Genomic DNA, 14,471 nt, shown 5'->3' on the forward strand with positions numbered 1-14,471 from the left:
TGGATCCTCCTTAAAATTATATGGAAATTATTTATAAAATGATAAATTAAGATTAAAGTATTTACATTTATTTCTATGATTATTATAACGTAAAATATATATGTATGTATATTAGATATGTGATTTTAAAACTTTATATATATGAAATAAAAAAAAGCCAAACTGGCTTAAATAAAGGATTGATCATTACTACTTTTCTTATTGCGTTTTTTATATAAAAAGGGAAGCATATTAAAAAGGATTGGTATAAATAAAAAACCAAGGAAGCCACTGAGTATTGGCGAAAGTCTCCACTTTTTCCCCTCAAAAGCCCAAATAATTCCAGTGGATATATAAATAAATAGTTTTAATAAAATATTTATAATATTCATCATATCATCTCCTAAATACCTTATTTATAATATTGTGTATAATATTATAAAAATTTATATAAACAAATAAAGATTTCTTTTAACTAAAAGGGAACTATAGTATAATTTAAGTTGTTTGTTACTATGACAATACAGAGGAGAGAAATAACATGAGAAACACAGATGCTGTTATAATTAAAAAGGCGATCGTTCATATATTAGATAGAAATGCTGATGCACCCATACTTACAGATTTTGAACAAGAAGTACAAGAAGATATCCATGAGTTTTTAGAAAAACATATCATAAAATCTTTACAAGATGAAGAAAATAAAAAGGCGAAGTTTCGTGGAGGATTAAGTATAGTAAAAGATGCTTGCCTTGAGATATTCAGAGATGAAGAACAATTTGTAAAATGTTCTCAAGAAATAGCCAATCAGTTGTTTAAAGCTATGAAGAGTAATAATAATATTTCTTCTGCTGACCTTGTTGTATGTTTATATACTGCTTCTGATAAAAACTATATAGGGATACTAAAACTAGACTATAAAAAATCTTTTATTCATGAGATTGAATATGTTGATGATAAATTTAAAATATCTATTGTACCTCAGATGATTAGTTTGCCTGGAATGAGCCAAAGATTACAAAAATGTGCATTTGTAAAAGAAATAAATGAAGATGACGAATATGATTTAATTGTTTTAGATAATCAAGTATATGGAAAAGATGAAGATGCAGAAATTGCACGGTTTTTTGTAAATAATTTTTTAAATTGTAACGTACTGATAGATAATAGAGATAAAACAAAGCTTTTTAAAAAAGTAACAGAAAAATGGACAAGAAAAAATTTAAAGGAAGATATTGAAAAAGCTCAAGAAGTAAGAGAAGAAGCGATAGCATCTTTGAAAAATTGTGCTGAAATAGATTTAGAGAAGTTCACCCAAAATGTTTTTGGAAATGATGTTGAAATGCAGCAAAATTTTATTCAGCATTTGGATCAAGAAGGGTTGAAATTAGAAGCATTTGACATTGATAAGTCTTGGGTTGAGAAAAAAATGAAAAAGAGAATTATGAAAACAGATACAGGTATAGAGATAAAAGGAGAGTATGAGGATTTAGAAGATAAAATGAAATTTGAAATAGTAAGAAATGGAGATGGAACTATTAATATTATTATAAAGAATGTAAGAAGCTTTCAAGAACGCTAAAGGAGGCAATAGATTATGTTAAAATTTTTAAATATTTCAAAGCAAAATATAACAATTTTAAAAGGAACTTTGGTTCATATTAATGCACATTTTATTACGGATACTTCTCAATCATGGATTTTTAGTAATACAAAGGCAGAGGAAGGAATATGTGAAGTATTTATTCATTATATTTCAGCTGAGAATAATAGAAAAATGATGATGGAACAACCATTATGGAAAAGATATATTGATGCTGAATTGCAGAATATAGAAAAAAAAGAACAGTTTTTTGAAAATATCTGTGAACCTATTATTCATGTTATTATAAATATACATGATAGTTATAGAGAGTTATCAAATGATTTGTTGGATTTTATATATGGTGTACTAAAAAAGAATAATCCTAATGTGGAAGAAATCATCATAGATAGATTTATTTATACAGAAATGATAGAATCAGAAGATAATAAATTTTAAATTAGATAGCAAAATTTACAAAGAATAAATGTCTTTAATTGTGTACAAAAATATGTTATAATACATTATGTAAACCACCCCCGTTTGTACATAACAGATAAAGGGGGTATTATTATGCGATTAAATAAAAAAAGATTAATAACTGTTATGATTGTTTTAATAATAGGCTTACTTGCAAGTATAGCTTATTTTAAGGTTTGGGATAAAAAAGAAATATTAGATTTATCTTATAATGAGTTTATAAGCAATATTAAACAAGGAAAGGTAAAAACTGTTTATCTTGTAGATGATCCTAAAATTAATGGTGTACTACAGGATGGTACTAGTTTTATAACAGATAATCCAAGAACAGAAAATTTTAAAGAGATACTATTAATAAATAATGTTCGTGTAGAAGAAAATAAAAGAAGTTTGATGATAATGAACATTATTAGTTTTATTGGATTTATTGTAGCTTTTGGTGCTATGGGGGTATTTTTGTCAAAACAGTCATCTAAACAAACTTCGAGAGAATTTTCTAAAATGTCAAACATTGAAGCTATTGATCAAGGAAATATAAAAGTTACTTTTGCAAATATAGCTGGAAATGATGAAGCAAAAGAAAGTATAATGGATTTAGTTGACTTTTTACAAAACCCTGAAAAATATACAAAATATGGAGCGAGAGTACCTAGAGGAGTTATTTTGTATGGGCCTCCTGGAACAGGAAAGACCTTACTTGCGAAAGCTTTAGCTGGAGAAGCAAATGTTCCATTTTATGCCGTATCTGGTTCAGATTTTGTTCAAATATATGCTGGATTAGGTGCAGGCAGAATAAGAAGTTTATTTAAAAAAGCAAGAGAAAAAGGAAAATGTGTAATTTTTATTGATGAGATTGATGCTTTGGGAAAAAAAAGAGACGGAATTAATGGAAATGATGAAACAGATAGAACATTAAATGCACTACTTACTGAGATGTCAGGTTTTCACGATAATGAGGGGATTATTGTTATTGCTGCAACAAACAGACTGGATATCCTTGATGATGCATTGTTGCGTCCTGGTAGATTTGATAGGCAAATAGAAGTTGGATTACCAGATGTAAATGCTAGACATGAAATTTTAAAGCTACACAGTAAAACAAAACCTTTAGCAGGAAATATTAATTTAGAAAAACTTGCGCAGCAGACAGTTTATTTTAGTGGTGCACAATTAGAAAGTTTGATGAATGAATCAGCAATACTTGCAGCAAAGGAAAATGCTGATTATATTCAAATAACACATATCGATAAAGCTTTCTATACGGTTATAGCTGGAGAAGAGAAGAAAGATAGAAGTGCTATTTCTAAAATTGATAGAGAGATTACTGCATATCATGAGGCTGGACATGCTTTGGTTACAAAGTTAATTGCTCCTGAAAATAAGGTAACAAAAGTTACAATTATTCCAAGTACAAAGGGAGCTGGTGGATTTAGTATGAATATTCCTCCAGATAAAATGTATAGAAGTAAAAAAGATATGATTAACAGTATTAAAATTGCATTAGCAGGAAGAGCTGCTGAAGAACTAATTTATGGAGAAGAAAATATAACAACTGGTGCAAGTAATGATATTGAAAAAGCAACGCAAATTGTTGGATCAATGATTAAACAGTTTGGTATGAATAAAAAGATTGGTATGTTAAATTACAATGTACTTCATGGGTATGGTGGATTTGATGCTGAAATTATAAAAGAATGTAGAGCTGTAATGGAAGATTTGTATGAAGATACAAAGAAAATACTAGGTGATAATAGGAATCTTTTAGAAATACTAGCAAATGAACTGCTTATGAAAGAGACATTGAATGAAGAAGATATTAATAGGTTGATGGATAAAGTTATGAAAGGATCTTTAGTATAAGGAATTTGTTTAAATCAATTTAAATAGAAGTTGTATAATTCAATACAGAATACTAAATATTCTGAAAATGGTACAGCCTTTATATTTAAGAAACTACCTTGTCTTGTAGTAAAAATTTATCATAAACAGACATAAAAAAAAGTATTGCAGTATTTCTAGACTTTTAATTTATGCTATAATGGTGTATAATATATTTACAATCAGTCCTGGGATGTACGTTAAAGCCTGTAAATTCAACCTACAGAAGACATCCGGGAGCTCGTGTTCCTTTATGGATGAAATGCCTCCAAAGAGAGGACTTCAGAAGTAAAGGATAGATCACCCACTTAGGTGAGTGGCGGGTGTGAATTTATGGCGGACGGCATTCTGGGGAGTTAAAAAAGTCTTTCAATGAAAGACTTTTTTTATTTTGTAAAAATATATTTTAGTGTTTTAAAACTTATGCTTCCAGATAGAATAATAATAAACATATAACTTAAAGAACCTATACTAATGCTACAAAAAATACTTATAATAGATGATAAGTTGAAATGCATACAAAGTTTGTAAATATTTATGACGAATAATAACATTACAATAGTTGCAATAATAGGTTTTAAGATATTATCTACAAATTGAATGTTTAATTTTATATAGTGATTTAAGCTTCTAACATTAAGAATACATATGATAAATATAGAAACGATAAACCCTAAAATATAACCTTTTTCACCAAAGCTAGGTTTTGCTACCAAAAAATAAGTACATAATATTTGAATTGTCATTCCTATAAGATGATGAACTGCAGTAATAACTTGTTTACCCATTCCATGTAATATTCCAGATACAGTATGATGAAGGCATAAAAAAGTAGTTGATAAAGCAAGTAATGAAAGATATCGATCAACATCTGGCTGATTGTATATAAAGCTGCATATGGGTTTTGAAAAAAAGATAAAAAGAGCTGTTGTTGGTATTGCAACGAGTAGCGTAATGCGAATTGCAAGATTAGATTTTAATCGAATATCCTTCCAATTTTTTAAAGCCATTTCCTGTGATACAGTAGGAATAATATTTACTACTAAGGCAGACGTTACGATAAATGGTAAAAATAGGAGAGGCATAGCCATTCCTGCAAGCTTTCCAAATATTGATATGGCTTCATGAGCAGTATAGCCAGCTATTTGTAATCGCTGAGGTATTAAGACGGCATTTATGGACTGCATAATTACAGCTATGAGTCTTGTAATAGTAATAGGGATAGAAATTAAAATAATCTTACCTAAAATAGCTTTGCTTGCATTTTTAAGAATACGATAATTTCTTCGTAAACGAAGTGCTTCGCGAATTTTGAATTTAAAAATAAGCCACAAAAAACCTGTTAATTCGCCTACAGAAATACCTATTACTGCAATCATGGCAGCAAAACTTGTATCTATAGGTGATACTATATATAGACTTCCTATTACAAAAACAATTCTAAAAATTTGTTCTAAAACTTGTGACATACCAGGAGGACCTACATCTTTAATACCATAATAATATCCTCTAAATATTGATGATAATGTAATTAATGGAATACAAGGAATTAAAGCAATAAGACTGTTGTAGGTATCTTTGTTTTTTATGATATTGTGACTAATATATTTTGCATTGTATAAAAGAAATAGTGATAAGATTGTGCTAATTAATAGTCCCAGACATAATGATAGACCTAAAATTTTATTACAGCCTCTTTTATTATTTAAAGATAAATGATAAGCTACAAGCTTTGATACAGCAACTGGAATGCCAGCTGTAGTAAATGTTATTAAAATCATTAAAATGGGAAACACCAAATGAAATAAGCCAATTCCTTCGGCTCCAATCATTCTTGAAAGTATTAGTTTATAAGCAAATCCTAAAAATCTTACAATAAAATTTACGATAATAAGAATTAATGTTCCATATAAAAATGAGTTTTTTTTCATAATACCATCTCTCCATTATAAAGTTACTTATAATAGATATTCCTATATAAATCGTTATATTACTTACTTTTTAAAAAATAATAATGAAGAAAAATAATTTTTTATGCAAATGCATTTATTTTTATGGGCAACAAAAACTATAATTAAAGAAAAGATGAATGGAGGATTAATACATGGAACTTGTTTGCCCAATTTGCAATGGAATGGCTATTTACTTATTGAAATGTTCTAATTGTGGTAAGGTGATGGAGAATAGAGGCACAATTGGAGAATTTTTAGATGATTATAGCCCATATTTGGCTATGGATATTACGCAACAAATAGATGGGGTACCGTATGATCAATGTGTACATCTATTCTATTGTAAAAATTGTGATCACGATAAAAGAGTACCAATTAAAAAAATGAGGATATAGGATGCTTTAAGCATCCTATATCTTTTATCAAAAGATATAAAAAATCTCTTGACTTTCTTATAGGTGCATATTAAAATGTTAATATAATTTAACGCATTAAAGCGATAAATTGATAAAGCAACAGGTGGTGATAGTATGCTTAGTTTAAATCGTTTTGTTCCAGAAGGGGTAGAGGATACTCATTGTAATATGTACGAAATTAAGGAAAATATCATTATGAAAATAAAAAAAATATTTAAAAGTTTTGGATATAGGCAAATTCTAACTCCAACATTTGAGTACTATGATTTATTTTCAGGTGTAGAAGGTACTATTCATAAAGATGAAATGTTTAAATTCATAGATGGAAATGGGAAAATACTTGTTTTACGTCCAGATATAACCACACCTATTGCAAGGATGGTAGCTACAAATTATAAACTTTGTTCTGGATATTTAAAGTTTTCCTATGCAACAAATATTTTTAGAATTAATGATGAACAGAATGGAGAAAGAAGAGAGTTTACACAGACAGGAATTGAATATCTTGGAAACGATAAGCCAGACTCTGATGCAGAAGTTGTATCGTTAGCAATAAAGAGTTTGATTAGTTGTGGGATTAAAGATTTTAAAATTGATTTAGGGCAAGCAGGGTATTTCAAAGGACTCATTAAAGAAAGCAACATAAGTAAAACGGAACAAGAAAAAATTCGTGATTTAATAGAGAATAAAAATTTTGCAGAATTACAAAGTATAATAGATCAATTATATACTTCTGAATTTATTAAAAATGCGATTATGAAAATACCTTACTTGTATGGAAAACCTGAAAAAGTAATAAACGATGCAGAAAAGTTAGTCTGCAATGATGAAATGGAAAAAGCTCTTGAAAATCTAAAATGTGTATATGACATATTAAAAAATTATGGGTATGAAGATGAAATTTCTATTGATTTAGGCATGATTCATCATATCAATTATTATACGGGTGTTATATTCAAAGGATATATAAATAACTATGGAAAAACTATATTAAGTGGAGGAAGATATGATAATCTCACAAAACAGTATGGTCACTATATGCCAGCTACGGGTTTTGGACTAAATATTGATAATCTTTTGGAGGTGTTAAGTATGTATAAAGTGAATGAAGATTTTACTTGTACTACAGATTATTTAGTTTTATATGATAAGAAAAATCGTCAAAAGGGATTGAAGTTAGCAGAACAATTAAGAGAGCGTGGTTTTATTGTAGAATCTGATGTATATGAAAACAGTATTAAGCCTTATATTCAAAATGCAAATTATAGAAATATTAAAGAAATTGTGCAGATATGTGGAGAATTATTAAAAAGAATAGATATTAGAAATAATAAAATTTTTACAAATACACAAGCCCAATTTATAAAAGGCTTAGATGACATTGAGGTAATTGCTTCTATTCACTAGGGAGGATATAAAATGGACTATGTAAATATTGCATTGGGAAAAGGAAGATTAGCAGATAAAACATTTGAGCTACTTAAAGAAATAGATGTAAAATTTGAAGACTATTATCCTAAAAGTAGAAAATTAATATTTGTAAATAATAAAAAAAAGGTTCGAATCATTTTTGTAAAGTCAAGTGATGTACCTATATACGTAGAACAAGGAGCCGCAGATATAGGTATTGTAGGAAAAGATACACTTTTAGAATCAGAAGCAAATGTATATGAGATTATGGATTTAGGATTTGGAAAATGCAAATTTGCAGTTGCAGCACCGAAGGATTTTCAATTAGAACTTCATAGAAAATTAAAAGTTGCAACAAAATATCCAAAAGTTTCAAGAAATTATTTTAACAATAAAGGAGAACCCATAGAAATTATTAAACTTAATGGCTCTGTAGAGCTTGCACCTATTATTGGATTATCTGATGTGATTGTAGATATTGTTGAAACGGGAAAAACGTTAAAAGAAAATGGGCTAGTTATTACTGAAGAAATCTGTCAAGTAAGTGCAAGATTAATAGTAAATAAAGTAAGCTTTAAAACAAAGTCTGAAAAAATTCATGAAATTATAAGAGGTTTTCAATGTTGTATTAGAAAAAACGAAAAAAAGAAAATACTTTCTACTGGTAGTAATTAAATTTATTGGGGGATATTCCTCCGTTAACTTTTATAAAGCAAAAATAAATATGAAATAAAAGTGAGGTTGTAATGATGCTAAGTCTTGTGAAGAAAAATATATATTCAATAAAACCATATAGAATATCGAAAGAATATATTCATACAAAACTTGATGCAAATGAAAATCCATATAATTTATTGGATATATTAAAAGAAAAATTTATAGAAAATATAGATAATTTAAACATAAATAGGTATCCTGATACTAATAGTGATGAACTAAGGGAACTTCTTGCTGAATATGTTGATGTAAAAAAAGAAAATATTTTATGCGGAAATGGTTCTGATGAGATTATTCAAGTGATAATTAATACTTTTGTTGACAAAGATGAATATGTGATTACCCATAGTCCCACCTTTTCTATGTATAAAATATTTACGAATATTGCTGGAGGTAAAATTTTAGAAGTTTTATCAAATTCATCTTTTCAAATAAATGTTGATGAGATAATAAAAGAAGCTAAATTTAAAAAAGCAAAGGTTATTTTTTTATGCAATCCAAATAATCCAACAGGTACTGTAATATCAAAAGAAGAAATTGAAAGGGTGATTAGAAAAACAGAAGCTATTGTTGTAGTAGATGAAGCATATTATGAATTTTTAGGTGAAACTGTAGTTGATTTAGTAAATGTTTACGATAATTTGATTGTACTTAGAACATTGTCAAAAGCTTTTGCTTTAGCAGGAGCAAGGATTGGATATGGTATTGCCAGTGAAAAAATCATGGATGTATTGTATAGGGTGAAGCCTCCTTATAATTTGAGTACTTTTTCACAGGAGATTGGAAAGTTATTTATTGAAAATGTAGATTTAGTAAAAAACTACATTCAGAAAATAAAAGAAGAAAGATTATTTTTGCAAAAGGAGCTTAAAAAAATAGAATATATAGAAGTATTTCCAACTGGAAGTAATTTTGTTTTAGTTAGAAGTGAAAAGGCAAAAAGAATAGTAGAAGAATTCAAAAAAGAAGGCTTATCAATAAGAGATTTTACAAAGGAAGACTTATTAAGGAATTGTTTTCGCATTACTGTAGGAACAAGAGAAGAAAGTAATAGACTTTTAGAATTGTTTAAGAAAGTGGTGTAGAAGATGAGAAAAGCAGAAATAAAAAGAAAGACTAAAGAAACGGATATACTTTTATTATTAAACTTAGATGGAAAAGGAAATGCTGAGATTGATACAGGTATAGGATTTTTTAATCACATGCTTGATTTAATGTGTAAGCATGGATTTTTAGATATAAAGTTGAAGTGTATTGGAGATATTGATGTAGACAATCACCATACAGTAGAGGATATAGGTATTGTATTAGGGAAGGGATTAAAGCAAGCGATAAAAGACAAAAAAGGAATTACTAGATATGCGACTGTATTTACACCAATGGATGAGGCTTTATCTATGGTATCAGTTGATTTTAGTGGAAGATCTTATTTGCATTTTGGGGTGAATTTTGAAAGAGAATATGTTGGCAAATTTGAAACTGAATTAGTAGAAGAATTTTTCAGAGCTTTTGTAAACAATGCAGAAATTACATTGCACATAAATTTACAGTATGGAAAAAATACACATCATATAGTTGAGTCTATTTTTAAAGGATTAGGAAGAGCTATAGATAAGGCAACTATGGTTCTGGATAGAATTGATGGTGTATTATCTACAAAGGGTTATTTGTAGTAAGGGGAGATATGTATGATTGCTATTATTGACTATGGTGTAGGAAATTTAAAAAGTGTATATAAGGCACTTATCAAGTTAGGGTTTAAAGCACAGATTACTGCTAAAGAAGAAGATATAAATAAAAGCAATGGAATTATTTTGCCAGGGGTTGGAGCTTTTAGAGATGCTATAAATCATTTAATAGATAGTGGATTGATAGATTGTTTGAAAAAGAACATATATAGTGGGAAGCCTATTTTAGGAATATGTTTAGGGATGCAGCTTCTTTATGATAAAAGCTATGAAGATGGAGAATGGGATGGATTAGGATTGTTAAAAGGAGACGTTGTAAGGTTTGGTGACGGGCTAAAGGTTCCACATATGGGATGGAATCAGTTAGTGAAGGGAGTAGATGATCCGATCGGAAAAGATGTGGAAGGAGAGTATGTATACTTTGTACATTCTTATTATGTTAAGCCACAAAAAAATGAAGAGGTAGTTTTTTGGACAGATTATGGCGTAAAAGTTCCAGCAGTTGTTCGAAAAGGGAATATATTAGGTATGCAATTTCATCCTGAAAAAAGTGGGGAAACAGGTATGAAGTTGTTGAGAAACTTTGGGGAGTTGATAAAATGATTGTTTTTCCAGCCATTGACATTCGTGGTGGTAAATGTGTAAGGCTAACACAAGGCAAATTTGATCAAGAGAATGTATATAGTGAAAATCCAGTTGAAATTGCTTTGAAGTGGGAGGAAAAAGGTGCTAAATATATTCATTTAATAGACCTTGATGGTGCTTTGTATGGTATTTCTATGAATAGGGATATAATAAAAAAAATTATTAAATCAGTAAATATACCTGTACAGTTAGGGGGAGGAATAAGAACAATATATGATATTGAAAATGTATTAAAATTAGGTGTAAGTAGAGTTATTTTAGGGACTTCAGCAGTAAAAGAAGAAGGATTGGTTAAAGAAGCATTATCCCGTTTTAATGAACAAATTGCTGTATCTATAGATGCAAAAAATGGATATGTAGCTATTGACGGATGGACAAAGGTAAGTGATATAAAAGCTATAGATTTTGCAAAACAACTAGAAAAGATGGGATTAAAAACATTAATTTATACAGATATTGCAAAGGATGGTATGCTGTTAGGTCCAAATTTTGAAGAAATAGAAAGATTAAAAGAAAATGTAGGTATAAATATTATCGCATCTGGAGGAATTAGCAGCAAAGAAAATGTTATGAAATTAAAAAAAATAGGTGTATATGGTGCTATTATTGGAAAAGCATTATATACAGGAGATATAGAACTTGAAGATTTATAGGGGGAGTTAGCATGCTCGCAAAAAGGATTATTCCCTGTTTAGATGTCAATCGAGGAAGGGTTGTAAAGGGTAAAAAGTTTCAAAATCTTATTGATGTAGATGATCCAGTAAAATTAGCCAAATTCTACAGTGATGCAGGTGCAGATGAATTGGTATTTTATGATATAACTGCATCTAATGAAGAAAGAAATATATTTTTAAAGGTTGTAGAAAAGACAGCTGAAGAAGTATATATTCCTTTTACAGTAGGGGGAGGTATTAGAACAGTAGATGATTTTACAGCAGTATTAAGAGCGGGTGCAGATAAGGTATCTGTTAATTCAGCAGCAGTGAAAAAGCCAAGCATCATTCGTGATGCAGCATTAAAATTCGGAAGACAGTGCGTAGTTTTGTCAATAGATGCAAAAAAAAATAATGAAGGATTTTGGACAGTGTATATAAATGGTGGAAGAGTGGACACAAAAATGGATGCAGTAAAATGGGCAATTGAAGGAGAAAAATTAGGTGCTGGTGAAATTGTTATAAATAGTATTGATACTGATGGTGTTAAAGATGGTTATGATATAGAAATAACTAAAATAATATCAGAAAGTGTAAATATTCCAGTAGTAGCTTCTGGAGGAGCAGGAAAAAAAGAAGATTTTTTAAAAGTATTAGATAAAGGATGTGCTGATGCAGCACTAGCAGCATCGGTTTTTCATTACAAAGAGATAAAAATTAGTGAGTTAAAAGAATATCTTTATGATAATGGTATATCAATCAGGAGGATAATATGATGCTGAATATAGATATCAAGTTTGATGAAAAAGGTTTAGTACCTGCAATTATTCAAGATATAAAAACAAAAAAAGTTTTGATGTTGGCATATATGAATCAAGAAGCTTTTCAAAAGACTTTGGAAACAAAAAAAACATGGTTTTACAGTAGAAGCAGAAAAAAACTATGGAATAAAGGGGAAACATCAGGAAATTATCAGATAGTAAAAAAAATAAGCTATGATTGTGACAAAGATACATTACTAATAGAAGTTGTTCCTTTAGGAAATGCTTGTCATACAGGTGAAGAGAGCTGTTTTTTTAATAATATATTTCAAGAAGATGAAGCATCCAATCATTATGAAATATTTAAAAAATTATATGAGCGAATTCAAGAAAGAAAAGAAAAACCAATAGATAATTCTTATACAAATTATCTATTCGAGAAAGGAATAGACAAAATTTTAAAAAAAGTTGGAGAAGAAACAAGTGAAGTGATCATTGCTGCAAAAAATGATAATAAGGATGAAATTATATATGAGGTTTCTGATTTAATCTATCATATTTTTGTACTTTTGGTAAATAATCAGATTACTATTGATGATATAAAACAGGAATTATGGAATAGGTATAAATAGAAAAGAAAATTCATTAAGAAGGGAAAGTAGGTGAACAGGCTGTTCATCTACTTATTTTTGTAGTAAAATTAAAAGATATTCTATATAATGATTGATAAGAATCAAAATTTTCAATATATACAATAATATATATATGGTTTATTTAATAGTGTTTTACTATATTTAGGAGGTTAAAATGGAAATTTATAGGGAGATTTATTTAGATAAAAATTCACCTCAACATTTATATATGCAATTATTTCAGAAAATACGTCAACTAATTATTGAAGAAAAATTAAAGGCAAATCAAAAGCTCCCACCTATTAGACAATTAGCAAATGCACTTGGTGTTAATACTAGCACTATTGTGAATGCTTACAGTCTTTTAGAAAAGGAAGGGTTTGTATATAAGAAAATTGGAAGTGGTACTTTTGTTTCAGCAAAGCAAGATGATGATTTGTCTGATGAATTGCTAAAAAAATATCCTTTAGATGAAGATATTCGATTAATGGATAGAGGACAAATTCAAATAAAAGAAAATATGATTAGTTTTGCGAGTGCAACACCTACTTCAGATCTGTTTCCTGTTGAAGATTTTAAAATTCTTTTGAATGAGGTTCTTGATAGAGATAAAGGGGATGCTTTTGGTTATCAGGAAAGCCAAGGATATTATCCTCTTAGAGAATCTTTAGTAAATTATTTGGAAGAAATAAACATTAAAACGAAGCCAGAAAATATTCAGATTATTTCTGGAGCTCAACAAGGAATAGATGTCATTTCGAAAGCATTAATAGATTATAAAGATACGATTATTGTAGAAAGTCCTACTTATACAGGAGCAATTGGAACATTTAGATCAAGAGGAGCTAAAATTATTAGCGTACCTATTTTAAATGATGGTGTTGATATAAAAATATTAGAAGAGAAAATACAAGAGTACAAACCGAAATTAATTTATTTAATGCCAAATTTTCAAAATCCTACAGGATATTCTTATAGCAAAGAAAAGAAGTTAAAAATTATAGATTTAGCTGAAAAATACAATACATTAATTGTTGAAGATGATTACTTAAGTGATTTAAGTTTTTATAGTGAGGACAATACTACTTTAAAAAGTCTCGATAGAAATGACTCTGTTATTTATATTAAAAGTTTTTCTAAAATTTTTATGCCAGGATTAAGATTAGGGTTTTTAGTAATACCAAAAAAAATACACCATAGAATACTTGCAGCAAAGCATACATCAGATATTTCAACATCAGGATTAAACCAAAGGGTATTTGATTTGTATTTAAGAAAGGGCATATGGAAAAAGCACATTAGATATATGGAAAAAATATACAAAGAGCGTTTTGATGTTATGAAGAGTTGTATTGATAAATACTTTAAAGATATTGAAGTACAGTATTACTTACCTCAGGGTGGATTGAATTTTTGGTTTTCTCTACCTGAAGGATATGATTCAAATAAGCTTTATGTAGAGGCATCAAAAAATAATATTCTTATTTTGCCTGGATCAATATTTTTTATATCTAAAAAAGAAAGTAAATGTTTTAGATTAAGTATTGCTTCTGTATATCCAAAAGATATTGAAATAGGAATAAAGAGTTTATCTAATGTTATTAAAAATTTAATAGAAAAAGATACAAATAAAAGAAAAAGACTAGATACATATACTCCTCTTTTATGATTTTAATTT

General features: G+C 28.5%; 15 protein-coding genes and 1 other RNA gene. 14 read left to right on the forward strand and 2 right to left on the reverse strand.

From position 1 onward, the window contains the following. Positions 1-167: 167 nt before the first annotated feature. Positions 168-371 (reverse strand): hypothetical protein, encoded by a 204-nt coding sequence (locus FQB35_RS05700; protein ID WP_148809058.1) that lies wholly within the window; start codon positions 369-371, stop codon positions 168-170. Between the two features lie 149 nt (positions 372-520). On the opposite strand from FQB35_RS05700, the gene FQB35_RS05705 reads away from it, so the two are divergent. The 4 genes from FQB35_RS05705 (at position 521) to ssrS (ending at position 4,278) form a co-directional block, all read left to right on the forward strand. Further along, positions 521-1,561: a nucleoid-associated protein gene (locus tag FQB35_RS05705; protein WP_148809059.1), complete on the forward strand. Its 1,041-nt coding sequence runs from the start codon at positions 521-523 to the stop codon at positions 1,559-1,561. Between the two features lie 15 nt (positions 1,562-1,576). Further along, entirely contained in the window at positions 1,577-2,020 is a 444-nt protein-coding gene (locus tag FQB35_RS05710; RefSeq protein WP_148809060.1) for a hypothetical protein, read from the forward strand. Between the two features lie 111 nt (positions 2,021-2,131). After that, on the forward strand, positions 2,132-3,901 hold the full coding sequence (locus tag FQB35_RS05715) for an ATP-dependent metallopeptidase FtsH/Yme1/Tma family protein (RefSeq protein ID WP_408625492.1): 1,770 nt from the start codon (positions 2,132-2,134) through the stop codon (positions 3,899-3,901). A gap of 200 nt (positions 3,902-4,101) precedes the next feature. Next, positions 4,102-4,278, forward strand: a non-coding RNA gene (gene ssrS, locus FQB35_RS05720) — 6S RNA. A 27-nt stretch (positions 4,279-4,305) separates the two neighbouring features. Here the strand turns inward: ssrS and spoVB are convergent. Beyond that, positions 4,306-5,850, reverse strand: coding sequence for a stage V sporulation protein B (gene spoVB, locus FQB35_RS05725; protein ID WP_148809062.1), 1,545 nt, complete (start codon positions 5,848-5,850; stop codon positions 4,306-4,308). A gap of 173 nt (positions 5,851-6,023) precedes the next feature. On the opposite strand from spoVB, the gene FQB35_RS05730 reads away from it, so the two are divergent. The 10 genes from FQB35_RS05730 to pdxR all read left to right on the forward strand — a co-directional run bounded on the left by FQB35_RS05730 (position 6,024) and on the right by pdxR (position 14,462). Next, positions 6,024-6,266 (forward strand): hypothetical protein, encoded by a 243-nt coding sequence (locus FQB35_RS05730; RefSeq protein WP_148809063.1) that lies wholly within the window; start codon positions 6,024-6,026, stop codon positions 6,264-6,266. Positions 6,267-6,401: 135 nt separating this feature from the next. After that, positions 6,402-7,694 carry an ATP phosphoribosyltransferase regulatory subunit gene (gene hisZ / locus FQB35_RS05735; protein WP_148809064.1) on the forward strand — a complete coding sequence of 431 codons (1,293 nt, stop codon included), beginning with the start codon at positions 6,402-6,404 and terminating at the stop codon, positions 7,692-7,694. A gap of 12 nt (positions 7,695-7,706) precedes the next feature. Beyond that, positions 7,707-8,372 carry an ATP phosphoribosyltransferase gene (hisG, locus tag FQB35_RS05740; protein WP_148809065.1) on the forward strand — a complete coding sequence of 222 codons (666 nt, stop codon included), beginning with the start codon at positions 7,707-7,709 and terminating at the stop codon, positions 8,370-8,372. A 74-nt stretch (positions 8,373-8,446) separates the two neighbouring features. Beyond that, positions 8,447-9,499, forward strand: coding sequence for a histidinol-phosphate transaminase (gene hisC / locus FQB35_RS05745; protein WP_168198253.1), 1,053 nt, complete (start codon positions 8,447-8,449; stop codon positions 9,497-9,499). A 3-nt stretch (positions 9,500-9,502) separates the two neighbouring features. After that, positions 9,503-10,087, forward strand: coding sequence for an imidazoleglycerol-phosphate dehydratase HisB (gene hisB / locus FQB35_RS05750; RefSeq protein ID WP_148809067.1), 585 nt, complete (start codon positions 9,503-9,505; stop codon positions 10,085-10,087). A gap of 15 nt (positions 10,088-10,102) precedes the next feature. Beyond that, on the forward strand, positions 10,103-10,705 hold the full coding sequence (hisH, locus tag FQB35_RS05755; RefSeq protein WP_148809068.1) for an imidazole glycerol phosphate synthase subunit HisH: 603 nt from the start codon (positions 10,103-10,105) through the stop codon (positions 10,703-10,705). Beyond that, entirely contained in the window at positions 10,702-11,400 is a 699-nt protein-coding gene (hisA, locus tag FQB35_RS05760; RefSeq protein ID WP_148809069.1) for a 1-(5-phosphoribosyl)-5-[(5-phosphoribosylamino)methylideneamino]imidazole-4-carboxamide isomerase, read from the forward strand. The genes hisH and hisA overlap by 4 nt, the downstream gene beginning before the upstream one ends. 11 nt (positions 11,401-11,411) lie before the next feature. Then, positions 11,412-12,176 carry an imidazole glycerol phosphate synthase subunit HisF gene (gene hisF / locus FQB35_RS05765; RefSeq protein WP_148809070.1) on the forward strand — a complete coding sequence of 255 codons (765 nt, stop codon included), beginning with the start codon at positions 11,412-11,414 and terminating at the stop codon, positions 12,174-12,176. Next, positions 12,173-12,793, forward strand: a complete 621-nt coding sequence (gene hisIE, locus FQB35_RS05770) for a bifunctional phosphoribosyl-AMP cyclohydrolase/phosphoribosyl-ATP diphosphatase HisIE (RefSeq protein WP_408625468.1) — start codon at positions 12,173-12,175, stop codon at positions 12,791-12,793. Before hisF ends, hisIE begins: the two co-directional genes overlap by 4 nt. 175 nt (positions 12,794-12,968) lie before the next feature. Further along, entirely contained in the window at positions 12,969-14,462 is a 1,494-nt protein-coding gene (gene pdxR, locus FQB35_RS05775) for a MocR-like pyridoxine biosynthesis transcription factor PdxR (protein WP_148809072.1), read from the forward strand. Positions 14,463-14,471: the final 9 nt, after the last annotated feature.

It is taken from the genome of Crassaminicella thermophila (assembly GCF_008152325.1).
Lineage (GTDB): Bacteria > Bacillota > Clostridia > Peptostreptococcales > Thermotaleaceae > Crassaminicella_A > Crassaminicella_A thermophila.